Here is a 21,360-nt window from a genome sequence, read left to right on the forward strand (position 1 = left end):
GACAAGTGAACAAGCCCGCTCGCCGTGATGGCACACCGGACCGTAACAAGAGACAAGACCCACGCAGGAAGCCGACCGCAGGTAGGTCGGACACTCCGCGTGACGCGCGCCGCGGAGATCGCACCCGCGACGCGGCGCCCCGTGACGGCGCTCCCCCTACCGGAGCCCCTCGCGCTGGTGCCCCTCGTACCGGGGGACCCCGTGCTGGTGCACCCCGCACCGGAGCTCCTCGTGCAGGAGCCCGGCCGGCCCCGCGCAAGGGCGTCGAGCAGGAATCCTTCGATTACAAGCCTGTCGAGACCGGCATCAACGACCGCAGCAACGACGCCGTTCCTCGCAAGAAGCCCTCGCGTCCCAAGCCGCCGAAGCCGCAGAAGAAGCAGGTTCCGTCGACCACGATCAGCAACGCCAAGCCGGCGAAGCATCAGCACACCGATTCCTCACCGCGCAAGCACGTGCCCGCCGGTGAAGGCGTTCGGTTGCAGAAGGTGCTCGCGCAGGCAGGCGTCGCATCGCGTCGTGCCGCCGAGGAACTGATCGCCGACGGCCGCGTCGAGGTCGACGGACGCATCGTCACCGAACAGGGCATCCGCATCGATCCCAACATCGCTGTGGTCCGCGTCGACGGCACTCGCGTGGTCGTGAAGGAAGAGCTCGTTCACCTCGCGATGAACAAGCCGCGTGGATGGCAGTGCACCATGTCCGACGATCTGGGACGCCCGTGCGTCGGCGACATCGTCTCCGAGCGCGTGCAGGCGGGGCAGCGACTGTTCCACGTCGGACGCCTCGATGCCGACACCGAGGGGCTGTTGCTCTTCACGAACGACGGTGATCTTGCTCACCGTCTCATGCACCCGTCGTTCGAGGTCTCCAAGACCTACCTCGCGACGCTGTTCGGCACCATTCCCCGCACTCTGGGCAAGCAGCTGCGTGAAGGCGTGACCCTCGACGACGGCCCGGTGAAGGTCGACGGCTTCCAGCTGCTCGACATCTCGGACGGCAAGTCTCTCGTCAAGGTGACGCTCCACGAGGGCCGCAAGCACATCGTGCGTCGGTTGTTCGACAAGGTCGGCTTCCCCGTCGGACGTCTCGTGCGTACCGATGTCGGCAACATCGTGCTCGGCGATCAGCGTCCAGGAACACTGCGTGTCCTCGGACGCGGCGAGATCGGCAAGCTCTACGAATCCGTGGGCCTGTGATGAGCGCGCTCGTGGTGGCGATGGACGGGCCTTCGGGCACCGGCAAATCGTCGGTATCGCGCAGGCTCGCATCGGCACTCGAAGCAAGCTACCTCGACACCGGTGCGATGTACCGCGTGGCGACGGTGTGGGTGCTGCGCTCGGGCGTCGAGCCCACCGATGCAGACGCTGTCGCGAAAGCTGTTGCAGCACTTCCCCTCAAGATCGGCAAGGACCCGCTGTCCGAGACCGTTCTGCTCGACGGTGAGGACGTCAGCGGCGAAATCCGCGGCGATGCGGTCACCAAGGCCGTCTCGGCCGTGTCCGCAGTGCCTGCGGTGCGCGAGCTCTTGGTGCAGATGCAGCGCGACCTTGCGAGTTCGTCGACGCGAATCGTGGTGGAGGGACGCGACATCGGCACCGTCGTTCTTCCCGACGCCGACGTGAAGGTGTTCCTGACTGCCTCACCGGAAGCGCGGGCACAGCGTCGCAACAAACAGAACATCGAACAGGGTCGCGACGACGACTACGAATCCGTGCTCGCGGACGTGCAACGCCGCGATCACGCAGATTCGACGAGAGCAGTGTCACCGCTTCGTCCCGCCGAGGATTCGGTGATCGTCGATACCAGCGAGCTGGATCTCGACGGCGTGATCGAGCGTTTGCTGCTCGTGGTGAACGACAGAAGTGGAGCAGTCCAGTGAGTGAAGAATTCTTCTCCGGCGCAGCGGAAACCGCGGGCGACGGAACATGGAGTGACGAGGGCGAGTGGGAGTACGTCGACCTCAACGAAGGTGAAGACGGCGAAGATGCCGTAGCGGTACCGACTCTCGCCGTGGTGGGCCGACCGAACGTCGGTAAGTCGACGCTCGTCAACCGCATCATCGGACGACGCGAAGCAGTGGTCGAGGACGTCCCAGGCGTCACCCGCGACCGGGTGTCGTACGAGGCGAACTGGAGTGGTCGACGCTTCCTGGTGCAGGACACCGGCGGTTGGGAACCCGACGCGAAGGGTCTGCAGCAATCCGTTGCGCGCCAGGCCGAGTTGGCGATGAACACCGCCGACGCGATCCTGTTGGTCGTCGACGCGCGAGTCGGTTCGACGACGACGGACGAGGCAGTGGCGCGAGTACTGCGTCGCTCGAAGACTCCGGTTCTGTTGGTGGCCAACAAAGTCGACGACGGCCGCACCGAGTCCGAGGTTGCCGCGCTGTGGTCACTGGGTCTGGGGGAGCCGCTGTCGGTCTCGGCCACCCACGGGCGCGGTACCGGTGATCTGCTCGATCGCGTGCTCGAGGCCTTGCCCGAGACGCCGCGTGAGGGAATTCCCGGTGGGGGACCCAGGCGTGTCGCTCTGGTCGGTAAGCCGAACGTTGGCAAGTCCTCGCTGATCAACAAGCTGTCGGGCGACGAGCGCTCGGTGGTGCACGATGTTGCCGGCACCACCGTCGATCCTGTCGACTCGTTGGTCGAATTGGGCGGCAAGACTTGGCGATTCGTCGATACCGCAGGACTGCGTAAGCGCGTCAGCCATGCCAGCGGTGCCGAGTTCTACGCGTCGCTGCGCACCAAGTCCGCCATCGAGGCCGCCGAGGTCGCGATTCTGCTTCTCGATGCCTCACAGGTGATCTCGGAGCAGGACATGCGTGTGCTGAGCATGGTCTCCGATGCCGGCCGCGCGTTGGTGTTGGCGTTCAACAAGTGGGATCTGGTGGACGACGATCGTCGTCAGCAGCTCGAGAAGGAGATCGATCGTGATCTCGCTCGGGTTCCGTGGGCGCAGCGTGTGAACATCTCGGCACAGACGGGCCGTGCGGTACAGAAGCTCGTACCTGCGCTCGAAACGGCTCTGGAGTCGTGGGACAAGCGAGTGCCCACCGGACGCCTCAACACGTGGCTCAAGGAAGTCGTGGCGGCCACACCGCCGCCGATGCGTGGCGGACGTCTGCCGCGCATCATGTTCGCGACGCAGGCCAGCACGCGGCCGCCGACGTTCGTGCTGTTCACCACGGGCTTCCTCGAGGCAGGCTATCGCCGATTCATCGAGCGGCGTCTGCGTGAGGAGTTCAACTTCGACGGCAGCCCCGTGCGTGTGTCGGTGCGTATCCGCGAGAAGCGGGAACGGCCGGGCAAGGGCAACAACCGCTGATGTAGCCCGACCCCGCCTCTGAGCAGGCGATTTCCTCTCAGGGGTAGGGCTGGGGTAATCTCAGCAAGCGCCTTTCGAGGCGCGGCGGGCTGTGGCGCAGCTTGGTAGCGCACTTGACTGGGGGTCAAGTGGTCGCAGGTTCAAATCCTGTCAGCCCGACAGATAGATGCAGGTCAGAGGCGGTTTCGGAGAGATCCGGGGCCGTCTTTTTTGTGTGCGTGCCGCGGGGGTGTCACTACTCAATGCTTACACGGTCGAACTCGGCGCTGAGGCGCTGTCCAGGTGTATCCGCTGGTGTCCGGCGATCTGCGTGCGTCGGTCGAATGGACCTGAGCGGACGGAGCCACTTTGTTCAGCTGGTTCGCTCCTCGAGGAGCTACTGGGTCCATAGGCGTCCGTGTCGAGCTGCAACTCGGACGAATCGGTGGCTCCGGTTCTTGTTTCTTCGTCCAGATCCGCTGTAGCGCTGCCGCAGGGGTTCGATCCGGTTCCGTCAGCGGTCAGTGCTGATGCTTTGTCCGGCGAGGGACGTCGATGCGGGAAATGTTGGTTTTGTGTTCGTACAGAGCGAGGTCGGCTCGGGTGAGCATGTCCTCGAGAGTCGACTCACCTGTGTTGTGTGCGATTCCGACGCTCAATTCGATCGAGAGGGTGGAGTCGTTCAAGTCGATGGGTGCGCGTGCTGCGCGGCGTAGTCGTCGGCGAAGTTGTTCGGGCTCGTTCGTCGTCAGTGGTTCGTCATCGTCGAACATCGCTATGACGAATTCGTCGCCCCCGATCCGGCCGAGGACAGTGTTGGAATTGCACAGGTCGGCGAGTCGGGCGGCGGTGATGCGTAGAACGTGATCGCCGACGAGATGGCCGTGGGTGTCGTTGATGGTCTTGAAGTTGTCGACGTCGATGAACAATATTGCTGTGGGGAGCGATATTTCGGCGCTGACCCTCTCGATTCGTTCGAACAGAGCAGATCGGTTCAGCACTCCTGTGAGGTCGTCGAGTCGGGATTTGGCGAGAAGTTCTCGGTATGCGTCGAGTAATCGTGTGGCTCTGTGAACTGCATCGGTGACGTTGCGGAAACTGACTGCGACAACGTCCTCGACGTAGTTGGCGGTCACCTCCATGATCGTGTCGGGGCGAAAGAGTGCGGGTGCTTCGATGCTGACCTCGCCGCAGGTGAGCAACGCGTCGCGGTGAAGGTTGTCGAAGTAGGAGCCCTGGGTATCGGGGAGCGCGTCGTGCAGATGTCGTCCGATGAGCTGATCCCGGGCGATGCCGAGGTGCCGTTCGGTTTGCGTGTTGACGTAACGGATGATCATGTCGCGGTCGAGAATCGCGAAGCCCAGCGAGACGGAGTCCAGAACTGTGCCGAGGCGTTCGCTCGTATCGATGAGCGGTCGGACCTGTGAAACCACTCCGGTCAGAACCGTCGGATGGCCATCGGGCGCGGTTTCCACGGCGACACTTCGAGTGAGAATGTGGCGAACGGTGCCGTCGGAGAGAACAACCCGGTAGATACACTCCGCACCGACGTCGGCGCTTGCGTCCTCGTAGAGTTGGACCAGCAGGTGCGCGTCGTCCGGGTGCACACGTTCGTGCCAGATCTCGATTGCAGGCCGGGGATCGAGGCCCGCCTCGAAGATGTCGGCGGCACGAGCATCCCATTCGAGCCGCCCGGTGTCGATGAAGTATCGGGTGATGCCTATCGATGCGTTCGGCGTCTCGATCCCCGAAACGTGATCGGGCCCCAGGTTGTCCTCACGATGTCGATCGCCCACGACAGCACGTCCGTTCCAGCTGCAACTGATCCGATAGGGAGTCTGCTCCGTTCGTCCCGATCGTGCCCGAGCTTTCGAGCGATCGGCCTCAGCCAGAGCTCGGAGGCTGGACGCGTAGGTTGTAGCTTCGTCCCTTCAGCGGGGTGTCCTCGCGGTCTGGATACGAGGCCGTGTCGGGTCGGTGGTTCGATCACTTTTCGCAGCGGTGCATCGGTGTGGTGCGTGGGGCTTTCGGTGGATCCGCGTGGAGCAATCGATGTTCGAGCGTGTCCCTACTCGGTTCGACCGAGGGCGGATTGACCTGGACCGATCCGGGCGAGAGCGCCTGGTCAGCAGCTGTGTGTTGCGTCCGGGTGGGTCCATCGATGTAACGGTCGATCCAGCTGGGGGTCAAGTGGTCGCAGGTTCGAATCCTGTCAGCCCGACACATTGCAGGTCGAAGACGGTTTCGGAGAAATCCGGGGCCGTCTTTTTTCGTCTGTATGCCGAGTGACTGTCACCGCCCGGCCTGTGGCGGTGAGCGGTGAGCGGTGTGGCCAGATGCTCTCGTGCGGCAGCGAATGCGCAGTCGACGAATGCGAGCGTGAAGACGGGCACGACTACATCGGTGGAAGTTGCAGGTGGTGCGGGCAACCGTTCGGGGATCTCCGCCTCGTTAGCGGTCCATGACATCGCCGGTAGGCATCTGGACTGTGCGCTTGCTCAGGTTGAGCCCGAGCTGTAGAGGCGCCGACATCCTGCGGTCGGGTGTTGGTCCGAGGGATCACTGATCTAGGGCATCATGGGTCCATGAGCGATCTCGAGTACCTCGCCACTTTGCTTTCCGCGCTCGATGGAGAGATCGCGCGAATCTCTGCCGCCGAATCGGGCTCCGACGAACAGGCATCGGCCATCGACGACGCGGCCGATGCCGTCTTCCGGTTGCGCGAGAAGGTCAAGGCCGGGTACCCCGGCAAGAAGGCCTATTACATCGCGGCGTCGACCGATCCGAATGGGATCAGGGTCGAGGGTATTTCGGCGCTACCCAGCAAACGCGCCCACGAACTGGTTCGGGACGGTGGTTGGATGCACGCAGATTCCAGTACCGTCCTCGAAGCTCTCGATGACGACCGGCTCAGTCGGTACCAAGCCATCGCCGGACGCGGTGTTGCGCAAACATTTCGAGACTCACGCGAATATTTGGCAGAGGCAACGGGACTTGCCGACAAGTAGACCTATCGGATCGTCCGTGGACGAAGAGCGAGATCGCTCGTGTACGAGGATCACATACTGAATGCCCCGCTGAAGTCGAGGGGTGAGGCCTCGAGGTGTCGACCGCGGGGAGTGGCGTCGATGAGTTCGCCGTCGTGGACAACAATCTCGCCGCCCACGATCACGGTGACCGGCTTTCCTCGAAGTCGGTGTCCCTCGTACGGGGTGTAGTCGGTCGCCATGTGGAGTGATTCGGTGGTCACCGTCCATTCCAGTTCGGGATCCCAGATCGCGATGTCGGCGTCGGACCCCGGCATCAGTGAGCCCTTGCGTGGATAGAGGCCATTGGTGCGCGCTGGATTCGCCGAGGTCAACTCCACGAATCTGCTGGCCGTCAGACCCAATCCGTCCACGTAGTGCGAGTAGATCACCGGGAGACGCGTCTCGACTCCGGGGAGTCCGTTGGGCATATGCCGCACGTCGTGGCTGTGCACCTGCTTCTGTGCGGTGTCGTAGCAGCAATGGTCGGAACCGATGGTAGTGACGTGCCCGGTGAACAGGTGACGCCCGAGTTCCTCGACCACCTCGGCCGAGCGCAGCGGTGGGCAGCAGACGAATCCTTCCGGTTGCTCACCCTCGTAGGCCGAGTCGTCGAGGATCAGATGGTGAGCGACCGATTCGGTGAAGGCAACAAGTCCTCGTTTGCGAGCGTCCGCGACCAGTTCGACGGCAGCCGGAGTGGACTGATGCACGAAGTAGACCGGTGCACTCTGTGATTCGGCGATCGCGAGAATGGCTGCGACCGAGGCGGTCTCGGCGAGCTCCGGCCGTGTTTGCGACATGTGTGCGGCATCGACACCGTCCGATGCCGCCGCGAGGTTCTGCGCATCGGTGACGATCGCGTCGGATTCGCAGTGGATGATGACCATTCCGCCGAGGTCGCGAGTGGTCTGCATCGTGTTGAGGATGGTGTGTTCGTTGGCCATCGTCTCACCGGCATAGGTGGTGAACATCTTGACAGTTCGGATGCCGGCGTCGGCCAGCGTCTTCAGTTGGTCGGCCGTAGTGTCGGTCCACTCGACGACGCAGGCGTGCAGAGCCGAATCGCACAGTCCGCTCGACGCTTTCGCGCGCTGTACCTCGGCGGCGTCCAGCGGCTGTTGACCTGGACGGGGGATAGCGAAGTCGATGATCGTGGTGGTGCCGCCGAACACGGCCGCCGTCGTGCACTCCAAATACGAATCGAGCGAGGTGAATTCGCCGGAGGTGAACCCGACGTGGCAGTGTGGATCGACTCCACCCGGCATCACCAGCTTCCCGGTTGCATCGATGACCTCTGCTGCCGCGTCGACCTTGCTCCCTGGGGTGAGCACCGCAACGACTCTGCCGTCGTCGATGAGCAGGTCTGCCGGAGCGGCCCAGTGGGATTCGACGACCATCCCACCGCGCACGACCTTCATCGTGTGCTCGCGAGGTAGGCCAGCCATCCGCCGCGGTCACTGATGTCGGTGACACCGGCGGCCGTCAGATGGCTCTCGCGCATTCGCATCGACAGGGAGCCCGAGCCATCCGCCAACTCGATGACCCCGAGTTCGAGTTCCTTCGGTTCCCGGGGAAGGAGCTCGTCGCGCAATACGTCGTACTCGACCTCGTAGAGCTCGCCCGGTACCACATATCCATCGGTTGTCACCGGGTGCAAACCGGGAAATTCGTTACGCACGGAGAAGAATCGGTATTTCGGTGCGGTATCGATTTTCCCCACGAATCGCGCCTTGTGCAACGCGTCGTTCAGGGTGCCGCCGGACATCGCCTGTCCGTTGACGAACATCGTGACCAGTGCCATTCAAAGCCTTCTTTCAGTGAGCTTGGATTCGGACGAGTCGGTTCGGAGAGAACGCTGTTACGTCGAGTTCTGGTTTCCTACCGTGCACCAGCTCGGTGAGGATGTGTCCCCAGAGCGGTGCGAAGGTGAAGGAGTAGGTGCCGCCTGCCACGAATAGTCCCGGGGCGCCGGCGAGTTCGCCGATGACCGGCATTTCGTCGGGCGTGGTGACCACGGGCCCGGTCCATGTATCGAGGAGCGCATTGTGGCTCAGCGCAGGCAGAAGCCGTCGAACCTGCTCCAGGTTTCCCGTGGTGCTGTCGGATCTGCTCGGGGCCGGCTCGCTGTCGTGGAACGCACCTGCAGGCCAGCCGCCGCCGAGGACGAGGCGTCCCGATCGATTCTGCTTGATCGACATTCCTTCCCCGACGTGCTGTACGAGCACTTCGAGCGTCCGGGGCGCGGCTTTCAGCGCGTGCATTTGCAACGACGTCGGGACGAGTTCGAGCGATATCCCCGCCATCGCGGCGATCGGTGCCATCCACGGACCTGCAACGTCTATCACCACAGGTGCAATCCACGTCCCACCATTGGTGTCGACGGTCCAGACGTCACCGTCGTGGGTCAGTCCGATCACCGGTGTCGACGGGTGTACAGACGCTCCCTCGGCCGCGACCTGTCGCAACAGGGCAGGGCCTGCGAGGTCGGGTTCGGCGAATCCGTCCCACGGGCACCAGGTTGCGGCCTGAATGCTCGGGCCGAGCAGAGGTAGCGCCTGCCGCGCTTCGTCACCGCTCAGTACCTCCGTCGGAATCCCCGCATCGCGTTCCCATCGGTGCTTCGTGATGAGGGCGTGGACCTGCTCTTCGGTCTCGGCCACCATGAAGCCGCCGCACCGGTTCAGCCCGAGACCAGGCACGGTCTCGTCCAGCGTGTTCCACAATGTGCTCGTCGACTTCTGCAACGGAAGTAGCTGTTCGACGTCGACGGCTCGGCCCTGCCCAGGCCTGCGGGTGTGAATCGTCTGGATGTGCAGGTTGCCCGCGGTCGTACCCGAGCCGGCGGTGTTGGGCAGGGTGCGATCGAGTACAGCGACGCGGGATCCCGCGCGGGTGAGGGCGAGAGCCGTTGCTGCGCCGACGATTCCGGCTCCGATGACAACGACGTCGACTTCAGTTCGCATGCACAGCTCCTAAGGTCGCGTAGGCATCGTCGATACTCGATTCGACGATGACCGATTGCAGCGAGGCAAGCGTGTCGGCGTCGGTGACCGGAAGCAGTGGTTCTCGCACAGTGCCTCCTGGTTGACCGAGAAGGTTCATCACGGCCTTCAACTGAGGGATGGGGGAGGCGTAGACGCCGCTGTAGTCCGAGGCGATGAGCCGGCCCGAAAACGCGCGGTAACGATCGACCCACATGCGCGCGGTGTCGGCGTCCCGTGCAGCAACGGCCTCGTAGAACGGCACCGCGAAGGGCGCGCCCACCCCACCTCCGTCGATGTTGCCGTCCCCGCCCAGCTCGAGCAGCGTGGCAAGGCCGCGTCGATGCAGAAAACTCCCGAATACACGAACGCGGTCGGACACGGCCTCGACGGTGTCGAGCATGGCGAGCCAATCACCGGTGCTGTCTTTGATCGCGACGACGTTGTCCAGGTCGGCCAGTCGAGAGAACAAGTCGGGTGAGGTTCCCATGTCGACCGCAACGCCCCGTGGCCAGTTGTAGGCCATGAACGGCAGTGATGTTGCGGTGCTGACGCTTCGGTAGTACTGGAATGTCTCTTCCGCCGAGGTGTGTACGTAGGGCGGAGGCGTCGCCAGTATGCCGTCCGCGCCGACGGAAGCAGCGTGCTTCGCGAGCGCGGAGGACTGCGCAGCTGTGTACGCGCTGACACCGATCACGACAGGGAAGCGGCCTGCGACTGCATCGATCGATGCTTCCGTTACGGTCTTTCGTTCGTGGTCGCTCTGGCTGAACCACTCGCCTGTGCTGCCGTTCACGAGTACACCGTGAACTCCCGTCTGCGCGTAGAGATTCATCAAGTCGAAAATTGCCTCGGTATCGACGGCACCCGACTGCGTGAACGGTGTGGGGGCAGCGGGCCAGTAGCCGGACCACGCGACATCATCGCGATTCATGGGAGTGCCTTTCGGGCTCGGGACGATCGACGACGCGTCGTACCCGCATTTATGGGATCGATTGCATAGACTGCCTTCGGGGTGGTCGAGTCGTCAAGCCGGAAACGTACTTGTAACGCGACCACGGTCGAATATGTCTGTCCTAGGCGTGAAGCAAGAGAACGGAGAACCGATGGCGGTCACCTTGATCGACGTTGCGAGCGCTGCTGGGGTTTCGCGCAGCACGGCATCACGCGCGTTGAGTGGATCGTCGCTGATCTCGGCGGAGACACGGGCAGCGGTGGAGGATGCGGCCCGGGTTCTCGGGTATCGGCCCAACAGGGCCGCGAGCGCGCTGCGCTCCAACCGGTCGCATTTGATCGGTCTGGTCATGAACAACCTGCTCAACGCGACCTTTCACACTGTCGCCGAGGTCGTCCAAAAGAGGGCAGCAGCCAGTGGATTTCAGGTACTGCTCTGCATCACCGATGCCGATCCGGCGCGCGAGGACGACGTACTGGCCATGCTGGGCGAGCACGGCGTCGACGGAACCATCGTGATCGGCAGCGGTCGAAGTGCTGCGGCGTCGAATGCGCTTCTGGAGCAGGGCCGAGCGGTGGTCAACCTGATCCGTTCGGTGAAGGGGAGCTCTGCGTCGACGGTGCTGGCAGATGACGTAACGGGTGCTCGCGACGCGACAGCGCACCTGATCGAGCTCGGGCACAGTCGTATCGGGTATGTCGGTGGAAACGAGGATGCGACGTCCGGACGTGAGCGCTACGAGGGCTATCGACTGGCGCTGGCCGACGCAGGTATTCCGGTCGACGAGACGATCGTCCGGAAAGGCCCGTTCACCACGGAGTTCGGCGCCGAAGCGATCAATTCGTTACTGGATGCACCCCAGGCGATGACTGCTCTCTATGCGGCCAACCACGAGGCTGTCTTCGGCATCCTGCCCACGCTCGTCGGCAGAGGAGTGTCGGTGCCGGACGAGTTGTCGCTGATCTGCCACGAGGACATGCCGTGGCTCGCGATGTGGCAGCCGGCAATCACAGTCGTCGACAACGGTGCCGCTCAGTTGGCGAATGTGGCAATGGACCTGCTGTTCCAGCAGATCAAGGATTCACTCGAACCCGATGGGCGCACGTATCGAATCGGTGCTCGTCTGGTGGAGCGGTCGTCGTGTGCCGCACTGTGATCGGTGAGCGCGATCACCTGCGAACGGTTAACAGTTGATGTACCGCGTGTCGGCAGTGTTAACCGCGTTGACGCCTCCGAATTCGTCTGCGACGCTTGATGCAATCGATCCCAAAAGATCGATTCTTCTCGAACAACTCCCTCATCGTCGCTGCCGCCCCGTCCTCGAACGTGTAGTGCTGCAGTCGATATGGAAAGGCTCGCTCAATGCGTAAGTTAACAGGAATCGCCGCTATCGCTGTCGTGGTGGCCGGCCTCACTGCCTGTAGTTCCTCGGACGATTCCGTAGCCGCGCCGACGGACTGCACACCCACGCTCGGTGCTTCGGACCTTGCCGAAGAAGGCGTACTGACGATGGCCACCAACGCGACTCTTCCGCCGATGCAGTACGTCGATCCGAACGGGGACGTGATCGGCATGCGTGTCGACCTCGGTAAGGAGATCGCCAAGCGCCTGTGTTTGACGCCGAAGTTCGTCAACATCGAGTTCGAGGCACAGATTCCCGGTGTGCAGGCCGGCCGTTGGGACATGATCGACACCGGAATGTTCTACACGCCTGCACGTGCCGAGACCATCGATCTCGTTCCGTACGAGGTGCAGGCAGTCTCGATCTCGGTGCCGTCGGGCAACCCCGAATCGATCTCCAGCGTGGACGACCTGGCGGGCAAGACCATCGGGGTCGAAGCGCCCGGATACGAATTCGACACGCTGACCGCCATGGCCGAGCAGTTTGCGGCCGAAGGAAAGCCGGCGCTGACAGTGCAGACATTCAAAACCAATGCCGATGCCTATCAAGCGCTTTCGGCAGGCCAGCTCGACGGCACGTCCATCGTCGAGTCGGTCACGTCGTTCTACCAGGAAGACGGACGATTCGAGACAGCCGTCGGTGGAATCAACGAGGCACCTCTGGCCATGGGATTCGCCAAGGACAGCAAATCCTCTGCAGAGGTGGCGCGTGTGCTGTCGGAGATGAGGAGCGACGGATATCTGCCCGAACTGTTCGAGCAGTACGACGTCACCGGATACGACGGCGATATTGCCGTGAGCACCGGTCCTCTCGACAGCTGATCCGACCAACGTAAGTCGAAAGGCACCCACATGTGGTCCTGGGACGCATTCTTCTCCATCCTGACGAGCACCCAGCTGCTCGAGGGCGCGTGGGTCACGATCTGGCTCACCGTAGTCAGCATGATCCTCGGACTCGCTCTCGCAGTGGTGGTCGCCTCCGCGCGATCATCCAAGCTCGCACCCCTGCGGATAGTCGCCGGGTTCTACGTGTGGCTGATGCGCGGCACGCCTCTACTGGTGCAGTTGGTGATCATCTATACCGGACTTCCTCAGGTCGGCATCAAATTGGGCGTGATCGAGGCGGCACTCGTGGGCCTGGTTCTCAACGAAGCCGCATACCTGTCGGAAATAGTCCGTTCCGGATTGCTCTCGGTTCCGACCGGACAGACCGAAGCGGCACGAGCCCTCGGCATGTCGCCCACGAAGGTCTTCCGCGTGGTGGTTCTCCCACAGGCGCTGCGGGTGATGATTCCTCCACTCGGCAACAGCTTCAACGGGTTGCTCAAGACCACAACTCTGGTGTCGGTCATCTCCGTACAGGAATTGCTGAGACGGACCCAGTTCCTGGTGCAGGTGAATTTCCGAGTGCTGGAAGGGCTCTGCGCCGCAGCGTTGTACTTCCTGGTGCTGACGACTCTGTGGGGGTTGATTCAGAAGATGATCGAAGTACGGGTAGGGCGTGGATACGACCGCAATTACCGTCGTAAGGGCGGTCCGTCGAGTCCGAAGCTCGACGACAGCGCAATGAAAGCCGAGGCCGTGAACCGATGACCAGTGCGACGTCTACTACCAGGAAGGCCACGACGATGGTCGAGGTCAGGAACATGACCAAGGCCTACAACGATCTCGTCGTCCTCGACGACATCGATTTCACGGTGGACAAAGGGGAAGTGGTCCTGCTGCTCGGGCCGTCGGGAAGTGGAAAGAGCACCTTGCTGCGCACGCTCAACTGTCTCGAGACCATTGAATCCGGGACCGTCCGAGTGTGCGGCGAGATGATGGGCTTCTCGGAAGGGGTCAAGCGAACGCCGCTGTCGGAGGCGCAGATCGCCAAGCAGCGGCACCACACAGGAATGGTGTTCCAGAGCTTCAACCTGTTTCCGATGATGACGGCGCTGGACAACGTCGCATCGGGCCCACGTCATGTCCTCGGCACGCAGAAGGACAAGGCGCGCAGGCAAGCTCAGGAACTACTCGACCTCGTCGGCCTTGCAGACAAGGGAGAGAACTATCCGTCACAACTGTCCGGCGGTCAGCAGCAACGCGTGGCGATCGCACGAGCGATGGCAATGAAGCCCGAAGTGATGTTGTTCGACGAGCCCACCTCTGCCCTCGATCCCGAGATGGTCAACGAGGTGCTCGACGTCATGCTTCGACTCCGCGACGAGGGTATGACGATGGTGGTGGTGAGCCACGAAATGGGCTTCGCGAAAGCGGCCGCAGACCGAGTCGTTTTCATGAGCGACGGGAAGATCGTGGAGGAAGCACCTCCGCGCGAGTTCTTCGACAATCCAAAAAATGCTCGTACACAACAGTTCTTGAGTCGTATCCTCTGACCGGCGTAAGCGGGGCCAATCATGCGTGCCGTCGGCCGAATGAATGAATGTCGGGCGTCATCGACTCACACCGTCACGCTGTGAATAGATGCGTCTGCATTGCTGGTGAATTCGAGCGGGCACGTTCGGTCCGATGCAGACTTCGTCTTCTACAACCAGCCGGAGTCCGCGGACGCGACCGTACGCTACCGCGGGAGCAGTAGCACCGACGAAGGCAAACAGGAACGAGTGTCGATCCATCTCGATTCTCTCGCAGCCGAAGTCGAGAAGGTGGTCATCGCGGGTAGCTCCGACGATGTTCCATTGGGTGACTTCGGGAAACTGTCGATGCAGGTGCGGGATCAAGCAGGTTCGGTGCTCGGGGAGTTCCTCACTGCCGATGCGTCGTCGGAACGAGCATTGGTGTTCGGGGAGGTGTATCGACGGAACGGCGTGTGGAAACTACGCGCGGTCGGTCAGGGCTGGGAATCCGGATTGGGTGGTTTGGCCCAGGACTTCGGCGTCGACGTCGACGACGGCGAGCCCGAAGCTTCGGCGAATGAAGTTGTCGTGGTCGAGGTCGCCGACTCGCACGTGCTGGCCGTCGATACGACCGGTGAGATCGTCGACGTCTCGGTTGTCGATGTCGAACCGCCGAAACGCGGCGTTCGCACCAAGAAGCCCGTTGCCAAGAAGGTCGCGCCGCCTCAGTTCACCCTGGCGGGGGGGGGGGAGAGGTGTGGCAGACGGCTCGCCTGTTCTCCGTGTCCGGTGTCGGATCCGGTGAGGAGCAGGAGAAGAGGGCCACCTCGGCGCTGATCGCGACGATGCAGGCGGTTCGTCCGTTCGCTCGCGCAATCTGCGCACATGCCGGAGCGCCGTCCGGTCCCTTCGAGGGCTACCTCGAAGTGCAGTTCGTCAAGGGCGAGGGCAAGGTCATCCCCGACGGTGTGTTTCGAGTATCGCGCGCGGGCCAAGTGTGGACAGCGTTGCTGGAAGTGAAAACCGGCACCGGCAAGCTACAGAAAGAGCAGCTCGAGAATCTTTCAGCGGAGATCCCCAGGCGCGCAACGAGTACATCGTCGAGCAACTCGTTGCCTCCGGGTGTCTCTCGGCCACATTGCGCATTCCTGATGCCGCCGGAGATGTCACTGTCGAAGCGGACCTGCGTACCAACAAGATTCAGTGCAGCACCGCTATCGACGCGCCGACCGACGGGACCGCGCTCAGACGAGCATCATGGCTGCTCAAGCAATTGAAGAACGCTCCTGCCGACATCCTGGTCGAAGCCGTGTTCGCAGACCCAGGCGAAATATCCTGCGAGAACTTGGCGACAGTGCGCTCGGACACCAAATCGTTGACCGCAGGCCGGATCAGCGAACTGCAGTACTTCACGCTGACGTCACCGACCAAGATGGGTAGCAAGCGCTCGGGCTCTGCGGCCAGCTTCATCGGAAGTGTGACCGACGGCCTCGATTCCTTCTACCGCGACGTCGTGCAACCGCTGAAGCCATGGGTCCCGTCGGCCCCGGAATCGTCGTCCACCGACACTGCGGTCGACTGACTGCGCGACTGTACGAGTTGCCCCGACGTCTTCACTGATCCGGGCCCGCAGTGAAATTCAGTCGAGTATCGCCGTCGCCTCGACCTCCACGAGTACGTCCGGTTCGAAGAGGTAGTCGACTCCGATGAGCGAGGCGGGCGGCATGGGAGTCGGAAGTCCTATGTCGACTGCAACCTGTTCGACACCTGTCAAGAACTCGCCGATCTTCTCCGGTGCCCAATGGGTGACATAGAAGGTCAATCGCACCACGTCGCTGAATGTCGCACCCGCACCTGCCAATCCGATGGCAGTATTTTTCAGCGCGTGTGCAACCTGACCCGCAAGGTCGCCAGGGGCCACCGGGGCACCGTCGACGCGGCGTGCGATCTGGCCACTGACGTGTACGTGGCGCGTTCCGGTACCTACGGCTACATGGTGGTACGGCACGTGCTGAGTCATGCCTTCCGGGCTGGAATAGATGACGGACATCGGCTTCTCCTCGATGGTTGCGGTTAGGTATAGCATTGATACCTGGTGTACCAAAGTTACTTCAAGGAGACGTGGTTTCATGACCGATACCCCGGCCGTGCAGGACGAACTCACCATCAGCGCGCCCCATCGCGAGTTGCTCGATCAGGTACTCGACAAATGGTCGCTGGCGGTGCTCGACGTACTCTGCGAACAACCGTCCCGCTTCAACGAACTGCGTCGCGCCATCCCGAACGTGACACAGAAATCGCTCACCGCGACATTGCGCAAACTCGAACGAAACGGTGTCGTCGAAAGGGTCCTGCTCAGTTCGCGTCCCGTCGCCGTCGAGTACCGAATCACGCGACTGGGGAAGACCCTTCGGATGCCGATCGACGCCATCTTGCAATGGGCTACCGACCACATGCCGGAGATCGAACGAGCTCGCGCGGACTTCGACCTCCTGTGACGACGGTCCGAGTCGGCAACTCGATATGCAGTGTCACTCGAACTCGAGATGGCCGAAGATTGAAGCTGGCGAATTCTGGGCAAGCGGTAGTCATGACAGAGAATTCCAAGGTCACAGTCGAACGCACCATCGAAGCACCCGTCGACGCGGTATTCGATGTGCTGTCCAATCCCGAGCGGCATCAAGCTCTCGATGGATCCGGGTTCGTCCGGAGCGTGGACCACGCCGACCGCATTCAGAAGGTCGGCGAGAAATTCACGATGAACATGCAGGGCGATCACATGGGCGGCGAGTACCAGACCGACAATGTGGTGAGCGGCTACATCAAAGACAAGCTGCTCGCGTGGAAGACGGCGCCCGCCGGCAACGAGCCTCCCGGCTGGGAATGGCTGTGGGAGCTCGAATCTCAGGGCCCCAACGAGACGCTGGTCCGCCACACCTACGACTGGTCCAAGGTCACGGACAAGAAGTTGCTCCAGCAGATCAAGTTTCCGCTGGTGACCGAAGATCAGTTGAACGACACACTCGCTCGACTGGCAGTCGAAGCGACGTCCTGATCTCGAGCCGCAGGTCTCAGGTCAGCCGAAGAACGCTGTGCTGTCGAGATTTTCGATCGGCATCCAACGTCGAGGAACATCCTTCGCCGTAGTCGCTGCCGAAAGATCGACTCCACGGACGGCCAATGCGGACGTCGGCATCTGATCGACGATCAGACTGATGGCGTACGTAGCGGCCGTTACGTGGAGGCACGGATCGATTCTTCCGGAGCAGGTACAGAACGCTCCGGTGGCGTCGGGGACCGGCGACAACTTTTCCGCTACAAGTTCGGCGTGAACCTCATCGGGGAGGTCACCGCTGCTCGCACCTCCGCGCGTGTGGCGGGCGAGAATGCGCATCACCGACTTTCGTTCCGTCGCCGTGTATCGGGGCAGTGAGAGCACAGCCGTCTCACTCTTCATGCCCGCGGACACGACGCAGCGAAACTTACCGATTTGGTTGCGGTTCACGACAACCGAATCGTTGCGCACAAGACTGCGCGCCCGCGGCAGTATTGGGTTCGGCCGAGTGACAGCGATGGGCTCGACGCGCCGGATCCACTCTTTCCCCCACGGGGTCGACCCGAATACCGCGGCCCGAGGTGTTGTGGCCATCAGCGTGACACCGTCCTCAGTGACAGCGTCTCGCGCAAAGTCGAATCATCGAGTGCCGCCAGGGCCAACTCGTTGTTGCTCTCGGTCAAACCGGCTATCGCCTTCTTGCGGTTATGGAGTGATGCGATGTGCTCCTCCAGAGTCGCTCCGTCGTCAGTGCCATGACCGTCACCGGCGACTTCTGTCCGATTCGGTGCACTCGGTCGGTGGCTTGCGCTTCGACCGCGGGATTCCACCATCGGTCGTAGTGAATCACCGTGTCGGCGCGGGTGAGATTGAGGCCGTACCCCGCCGCGCGCAGACTGAGAACCATGACGCGGGATCGGTTACCGTTCTGAAACTGCTCGACCATCTCGTCGCGCTTGTCTACGTCGAGTCCGCCGTGGAAGAACGGAATCGGAGCTCCGGTGAGGTTCTCGAGGTGCTCGGCCAGTATTTCCCCGGTTCGGCGGTACTGCGTGAACACGAGCGCAGCTCGCGAGGACTCGGTGAGCTCCTCGACGATGTCGGTGAGCCTGTCGAGTTTGCCGGAGCGATCGGCCAGGCGACTCACATCGCCCTTGACGAGCCCAGGATGGTTGCAGATCAGTTTGAGTTGGGTGAGCAGCGCCAGTACTGCCGTTCCCCGTCCACGGTCGGTGCCGAAACCGGTGTCGAATGCTTCCTCGACGGCCGAGTTGTACAGCAGCGCCTGCTCATTCGAGATCGGACACAGAACGTCGATGTGGTGCTTCGGCGGCAGATCCGTTGCAACCTCGGCCTTGGTCCGGCGGAGGACGACCGGCGCGATCGCGCTCGACAGTTGTGCGAGTGCGGTCGCCGAACCTCCTTGCTCGATGGGTGCCGAGAATCGTCGGGTGAACCGAGCCCGGGTTCCGAGCAGTCCGGGATTGGTGAGATCGATCAGTGCCCAGAGTTCGTCCATTCGGTTTTCGACGGGAGTGCCGGTCAGGGCTATCCGCGTGGTGGACTTCAGTCGACGTGCTGCGCGAGCGATCTTGGTCCGCGAGTTCTTCATCACGTGCGCCTCATCGAAGAACACAGTGCTCCAGGATATTTCGCTCAATCGATCTGTGTCGGTGCGCAGGGTGGGGTACCCGGTGACGGTCACCGAGCCTGGCTCGGCGCAGTGCTCGAGGGTGCGAGACGGTCCGCGGTACACGTTGACGACCAATTCGCCGTCGGAGAAGTTCTCGATCTCACGGCGCCAGTTGCTGATCAGCGACGTCGGGCAGACGACCAGGTAGCTGCCCTCGCCTCGCCGCGCTCCGACGATCATGTGCGAAATCGCCTGGAGCGTCTTGCCCAGCCCCATCTCGTCGGCGAGGATTCCGCCGCCGCCGATCTCCTGAACCGTCGGCACCCAGGACGCACCGTGCAGTTGATAGGGCCTCGGAGTGAAGGTCGACGCACTCTCGGTCAGATCGTCTTGCATGCGCAGGCTGGCGCGGAGCGCGTCAACGGCACCATGTGCAGTCAGCACGCTGGAGCCGCCGGCATTGGGAACAGCGTGCGCCGCAGGCGGAAGTGCATCCACGAGCTCTCGTGGAACCCCGCTCGCGTCGGGATTGTGCTCGACGTGGTTCAGGATCGCCAACCATCCGCGTGCCGACATGCCTTCCGCAGAGCCGGCTGCGGTTCGGAGCTCGCCACCGTTCGCCGCCACGAGTTGCGCGTCCACAGTGCGCACGGCAACGGTGCCGTCCGCGCCGGGAACCGCGAGCTCGACGGGAGTGGACTCATCTCCAGGCGTCGCCCCCGGTGTGCTGCGCCAGACGGCGAAACAATGACGCTGCGGCAGATAGGTGACGTGCGGAGCGGGGTCCATGTCGGCGGTCGAAAGCATGCACCCTCCGGCGAAGTTCACTGCCTCGGCTGGGTCCGAAGCTGCCAACACCGTACGCCGTCCGGTGACATTGTGCCGCATCCGGAAATGGCTTGACTTTTCCCAAAATTACTGTCCTACAGTGCCATCGGATAAGACCCCGCGATGGATCGGATCAGGATTGCTCGCCAGAACACCACCACGTCGTGCGGCCGCCCACCGTTCCGCGGGCCATCGGCGCACCACATCGAGGGCACGCCGCATCCGTTTTTCGGAACGGAATGATCTCCCCGGTGTGTACGCCACCCTTCTTTATCGCTGATCTGATCGCGCGGCGCAGAACAACGCGGAGCTCGTCGAGTTCCTCCGTCGTGAGTGTCTTGGCGCGCCTGGACGGGGATTGCTCGCTCTGCCACAGCACCTCGTCGGCCAGTAGATTGCCGACGCCTGCAATGGCGGACTGATCGAGTAGTCGGGCTTTGAGAGGTGCACCACTGGAACCGATTCGGTGACGGAAGTCGTCGCGGGTGATTTCCGCGGCATCCGGGCCGAGAGCGTCGATATCGGGTTCGAGTCGAACCCGGCCGAGGCGGCGTTTGTCGAAGAGTCGAAGCTGTCCACCGTCGTCGAACGTCATGGAGAAGCGCGTCCACTCGGGCTTGTCGGTCGGGCGCTCACCGACATGAGGGTCGCCACCCCCGTACTGCGACGTGCGTTCACCGTCGGGAGCGGTGACGATGACGCGTCCACCCATCCCCAGGTGGATGCCCAGGGTCGGACCGCCCGAGCCGTCGGCCGTGACGGTTTCGCACCACATGGCCTTGCCTCGTCGACGCGCCTCGGTGAGTTTCCCGCCCTTCAGTGCGCGGGCGATATCGCCTGGCATGTGCGGTCGGCATTCAAAGGAGTCGCTGTCATCTATGTCGACGATGACACGGTCGAGCGCTTTCTCGACGACCTGTCGGGCGTTTTCCACTTCGGGTAGTTCTGGCATGGATCCGGTGTACCCGATTCGCGGGCGCTATCCGCGGGTGCCGTCATCGGTCTTTCGACTCGTTCGTGTCCCCTTCGGGCACCAGCGGTCCCAGTTCGGCGTCGAGGACCTTCTGCACGACGCGCATCGCCGCCAGCGCGGCCGGTGCTCCGCAGTAGCCCGCTGTATGAATCACCGTCTCGGTGATTTCCGTTCGGGTGAGGCCGTTGCGCAGCGCCCCTCGTACGTGGCCTGCGAGTTCCTCATGGGCACGCAGCGCGATGAGGATTCCGAGGTTGAGCAGGCTTCGGCTGCGGTGATCGAGGCCGGGCCGCGTCCACACCCCGCCCCACACGGTGTCGGTGACGAAGTCTTGCAGTGCAGCGGAGTCGGTGTTCGCGGCATGGGCAAACGCCTTCGCGACGTACTCGTTTCCCATTACATTTCGGCGGACCTCGAGTCCGTCCTCGAATCGCGGGCCCCTGCTCCGATTCGTGGCTTCGTCGTCGATCATGGTGTTTCCTCTCCCTCGTGCGCGGTGTCGACAGATCATGGCAGGGGGCTGGTGGGGGAATTGCCGGCGCAGGCGAACTCGGCCACGGTCTGTCAGCGCAGAGAGGCCGGCCCACCGCTACGGTCGTCGCGCGAAGGCTGTGTGTCGTCGAAGACATGCTCTGCGCGAGTCGCTTCGAGAAACAGCTCGAGAAACGAAGAATGCGCGCCAGGTTCCTGCGCCGTACTTCCCTCTCGGGGGTCTTTCGATGCCTTCGACATAGCGATTCGCGTTCCTCCCGTGTCAGCGAACAACAATCTCAGATTCTGAATAGTCAAGCAACTGAGACAGTGAGTACAACGCGCGGCACGAAGTGAACGATCGAGGAAAAAGTTGCGATCGAGCAACT

General features: G+C 62.6%; 22 protein-coding genes and 1 tRNA gene. 13 read left to right on the forward strand and 10 right to left on the reverse strand.

The genetic code is table 11. The features are described 5' to 3' along the window. The first annotated feature begins 5 nt into the window (after positions 1-5). From CH296_RS21570 to CH296_RS21585, 4 genes are all read left to right on the forward strand, one after another. Positions 6-1,199 carry a pseudouridine synthase gene (locus CH296_RS21570; protein WP_094685729.1) on the forward strand — a complete coding sequence of 398 codons (1,194 nt, stop codon included), beginning with the start codon at positions 6-8 and terminating at the stop codon, positions 1,197-1,199. Next, a complete protein-coding gene (gene cmk, locus CH296_RS21575) occupies positions 1,199-1,882 on the forward strand; it encodes a (d)CMP kinase (RefSeq protein WP_094685730.1) in 684 nt (227 codons plus the stop codon). The genes CH296_RS21570 and cmk overlap by 1 nt, the downstream gene beginning before the upstream one ends. Further along, the gene (gene der / locus CH296_RS21580; protein WP_032398188.1) at positions 1,879-3,327 is read left to right on the forward strand and encodes a ribosome biogenesis GTPase Der; all 1,449 of its coding nucleotides are present in this window, start codon (positions 1,879-1,881) and stop codon (positions 3,325-3,327) included. Before cmk ends, der begins: the two co-directional genes overlap by 4 nt. Before the next feature lie 85 nt (positions 3,328-3,412). Next, positions 3,413-3,486: transfer RNA gene (locus CH296_RS21585), tRNA-Pro, on the forward strand. Positions 3,487-3,827: 341 nt separating this feature from the next. Here the strand turns inward: CH296_RS21585 and CH296_RS21590 are convergent. Then, positions 3,828-5,102, reverse strand: a complete 1,275-nt coding sequence (locus CH296_RS21590) for a diguanylate cyclase (RefSeq protein ID WP_094685731.1) — start codon at positions 5,100-5,102, stop codon at positions 3,828-3,830. 789 nt (positions 5,103-5,891) lie between these two features. On the opposite strand from CH296_RS21590, the gene CH296_RS21600 reads away from it, so the two are divergent. Continuing rightward, positions 5,892-6,314 carry a phosphate acetyltransferase gene (locus CH296_RS21600; RefSeq protein ID WP_094682729.1) on the forward strand — a complete coding sequence of 141 codons (423 nt, stop codon included), beginning with the start codon at positions 5,892-5,894 and terminating at the stop codon, positions 6,312-6,314. A 50-nt stretch (positions 6,315-6,364) separates the two neighbouring features. On the opposite strand, the gene hydA is transcribed toward CH296_RS21600, so the two are convergent. Genes hydA through CH296_RS21620 form a run of 4 tightly spaced genes read right to left on the reverse strand, consistent with a single transcriptional unit; the run spans position 6,365 to position 10,250 of the window. Next, a complete protein-coding gene (gene hydA / locus CH296_RS21605; RefSeq protein ID WP_094685924.1) occupies positions 6,365-7,753 on the reverse strand; it encodes a dihydropyrimidinase in 1,389 nt (462 codons plus the stop codon). Beyond that, the gene (locus tag CH296_RS21610; RefSeq protein WP_032398172.1) at positions 7,750-8,136 is read right to left on the reverse strand and encodes a gamma-glutamylcyclotransferase; all 387 of its coding nucleotides are present in this window, start codon (positions 8,134-8,136) and stop codon (positions 7,750-7,752) included. Before CH296_RS21610 ends, hydA begins: the two co-directional genes overlap by 4 nt. Positions 8,137-8,149: 13 nt before the next feature. Further along, a complete protein-coding gene (locus CH296_RS21615; RefSeq protein ID WP_094685732.1) occupies positions 8,150-9,298 on the reverse strand; it encodes an FAD-binding oxidoreductase in 1,149 nt (382 codons plus the stop codon). Then, a complete protein-coding gene (locus CH296_RS21620) occupies positions 9,288-10,250 on the reverse strand; it encodes a dihydrodipicolinate synthase family protein (protein ID WP_094685733.1) in 963 nt (320 codons plus the stop codon). The genes CH296_RS21615 and CH296_RS21620 overlap by 11 nt, the downstream gene beginning before the upstream one ends. Before the next feature lie 172 nt (positions 10,251-10,422). On the opposite strand from CH296_RS21620, the gene CH296_RS21625 reads away from it, so the two are divergent. From CH296_RS21625 to CH296_RS29630, 6 genes are all read left to right on the forward strand, one after another. Beyond that, positions 10,423-11,427: a LacI family DNA-binding transcriptional regulator gene (locus tag CH296_RS21625; protein WP_094629456.1), complete on the forward strand. Its 1,005-nt coding sequence runs from the start codon at positions 10,423-10,425 to the stop codon at positions 11,425-11,427. 206 nt (positions 11,428-11,633) lie between these two features. Next, entirely contained in the window at positions 11,634-12,494 is an 861-nt protein-coding gene (locus CH296_RS21630; protein WP_032398169.1) for an ABC transporter substrate-binding protein, read from the forward strand. A 30-nt stretch (positions 12,495-12,524) separates the two neighbouring features. Continuing rightward, positions 12,525-13,265 (forward strand): amino acid ABC transporter permease, encoded by a 741-nt coding sequence (locus tag CH296_RS21635; RefSeq protein ID WP_094629410.1) that lies wholly within the window; start codon positions 12,525-12,527, stop codon positions 13,263-13,265. Positions 13,266-13,300: 35 nt separating this feature from the next. Then, positions 13,301-14,050, forward strand: coding sequence for an amino acid ABC transporter ATP-binding protein (locus CH296_RS21640; protein ID WP_094685925.1), 750 nt, complete (start codon positions 13,301-13,303; stop codon positions 14,048-14,050). A 105-nt stretch (positions 14,051-14,155) separates the two neighbouring features. Next, positions 14,156-14,848, forward strand: coding sequence for a TerD family protein (locus CH296_RS29625; protein WP_256980532.1), 693 nt, complete (start codon positions 14,156-14,158; stop codon positions 14,846-14,848). Between the two features lie 301 nt (positions 14,849-15,149). Beyond that, a complete protein-coding gene (locus CH296_RS29630) occupies positions 15,150-15,593 on the forward strand; it encodes a hypothetical protein (protein ID WP_256980533.1) in 444 nt (147 codons plus the stop codon). Between the two features lie 57 nt (positions 15,594-15,650). On the opposite strand, the gene CH296_RS21650 is transcribed toward CH296_RS29630, so the two are convergent. Then, positions 15,651-16,061, reverse strand: coding sequence for a RidA family protein (locus CH296_RS21650; RefSeq protein ID WP_094685734.1), 411 nt, complete (start codon positions 16,059-16,061; stop codon positions 15,651-15,653). 79 nt (positions 16,062-16,140) lie between these two features. Here CH296_RS21650 and CH296_RS21655 point away from each other — a divergent pair, with 79 nt between their 5' ends. Then, positions 16,141-16,509: a helix-turn-helix domain-containing protein gene (locus tag CH296_RS21655; RefSeq protein ID WP_032398165.1), complete on the forward strand. Its 369-nt coding sequence runs from the start codon at positions 16,141-16,143 to the stop codon at positions 16,507-16,509. A gap of 92 nt (positions 16,510-16,601) precedes the next feature. Further along, a complete protein-coding gene (locus tag CH296_RS21660; protein ID WP_032398164.1) occupies positions 16,602-17,066 on the forward strand; it encodes an SRPBCC family protein in 465 nt (154 codons plus the stop codon). 21 nt (positions 17,067-17,087) lie between these two features. On the opposite strand, the gene CH296_RS21665 is transcribed toward CH296_RS21660, so the two are convergent. From CH296_RS21665 to CH296_RS21680, 4 genes are all read right to left on the reverse strand, one after another. After that, positions 17,088-17,468, reverse strand: a complete 381-nt coding sequence (locus CH296_RS21665) for a hypothetical protein (protein WP_143546407.1) — start codon at positions 17,466-17,468, stop codon at positions 17,088-17,090. A gap of 286 nt (positions 17,469-17,754) precedes the next feature. Beyond that, on the reverse strand, positions 17,755-19,506 hold the full coding sequence (locus CH296_RS21670) for a DEAD/DEAH box helicase (RefSeq protein WP_179277793.1): 1,752 nt from the start codon (positions 19,504-19,506) through the stop codon (positions 17,755-17,757). 154 nt (positions 19,507-19,660) lie between these two features. Next, on the reverse strand, positions 19,661-20,479 hold the full coding sequence (locus tag CH296_RS21675) for an Fpg/Nei family DNA glycosylase (RefSeq protein ID WP_094647858.1): 819 nt from the start codon (positions 20,477-20,479) through the stop codon (positions 19,661-19,663). Positions 20,480-20,522: 43 nt separating this feature from the next. Continuing rightward, positions 20,523-20,972, reverse strand: coding sequence for a carboxymuconolactone decarboxylase family protein (locus tag CH296_RS21680; RefSeq protein WP_094682738.1), 450 nt, complete (start codon positions 20,970-20,972; stop codon positions 20,523-20,525). Between the last annotated feature and the right edge of the window lie 388 nt (positions 20,973-21,360).

It is taken from the genome of Rhodococcus sp. 14-2496-1d, from assembly GCF_002259365.1.
Taxonomy (GTDB): domain Bacteria; phylum Actinomycetota; class Actinomycetes; order Mycobacteriales; family Mycobacteriaceae; genus Rhodococcoides.

Coding starts and splice junctions, on each gene's coding strand:
- CH296_RS21625 (WP_094629456.1), top strand. CDS start 10,423: ATGGCGGTCACCTTGATCGACGTTGCGAGCGCTGCTGGGGTTTCGCGC.
- CH296_RS21610 (WP_032398172.1), bottom strand. CDS start 8,136: ATGGCACTGGTCACGATGTTCGTCAACGGACAGGCGATGTCCGGCGGC.
- CH296_RS21680 (WP_094682738.1), bottom strand. CDS start 20,972: ATGATCGACGACGAAGCCACGAATCGGAGCAGGGGCCCGCGATTCGAG.
- hydA (WP_094685924.1), bottom strand. CDS start 7,753: ATGAAGGTCGTGCGCGGTGGGATGGTCGTCGAATCCCACTGGGCCGCT.
- CH296_RS21665 (WP_143546407.1), bottom strand. CDS start 17,468: ATGAAGAGTGAGACGGCTGTGCTCTCACTGCCCCGATACACGGCGACG.
- CH296_RS21675 (WP_094647858.1), bottom strand. CDS start 20,479: ATGCCAGAACTACCCGAAGTGGAAAACGCCCGACAGGTCGTCGAGAAA.
- CH296_RS21670 (WP_179277793.1), bottom strand. CDS start 19,506: ATGCTTTCGACCGCCGACATGGACCCCGCTCCGCACGTCACCTATCTG.
- CH296_RS21660 (WP_032398164.1), top strand. CDS start 16,602: ATGACAGAGAATTCCAAGGTCACAGTCGAACGCACCATCGAAGCACCC.
- CH296_RS21655 (WP_032398165.1), top strand. CDS start 16,141: ATGACCGATACCCCGGCCGTGCAGGACGAACTCACCATCAGCGCGCCC.
- cmk (WP_094685730.1), top strand. CDS start 1,199: ATGAGCGCGCTCGTGGTGGCGATGGACGGGCCTTCGGGCACCGGCAAA.
- CH296_RS21630 (WP_032398169.1), top strand. CDS start 11,634: ATGCGTAAGTTAACAGGAATCGCCGCTATCGCTGTCGTGGTGGCCGGC.
- CH296_RS21615 (WP_094685732.1), bottom strand. CDS start 9,298: ATGCGAACTGAAGTCGACGTCGTTGTCATCGGAGCCGGAATCGTCGGC.
- CH296_RS21635 (WP_094629410.1), top strand. CDS start 12,525: ATGTGGTCCTGGGACGCATTCTTCTCCATCCTGACGAGCACCCAGCTG.
- CH296_RS21600 (WP_094682729.1), top strand. CDS start 5,892: ATGAGCGATCTCGAGTACCTCGCCACTTTGCTTTCCGCGCTCGATGGA.
- CH296_RS21620 (WP_094685733.1), bottom strand. CDS start 10,250: ATGAATCGCGATGATGTCGCGTGGTCCGGCTACTGGCCCGCTGCCCCC.
- CH296_RS21650 (WP_094685734.1), bottom strand. CDS start 16,061: ATGTCCGTCATCTATTCCAGCCCGGAAGGCATGACTCAGCACGTGCCG.
- CH296_RS21640 (WP_094685925.1), top strand. CDS start 13,301: ATGGTCGAGGTCAGGAACATGACCAAGGCCTACAACGATCTCGTCGTC.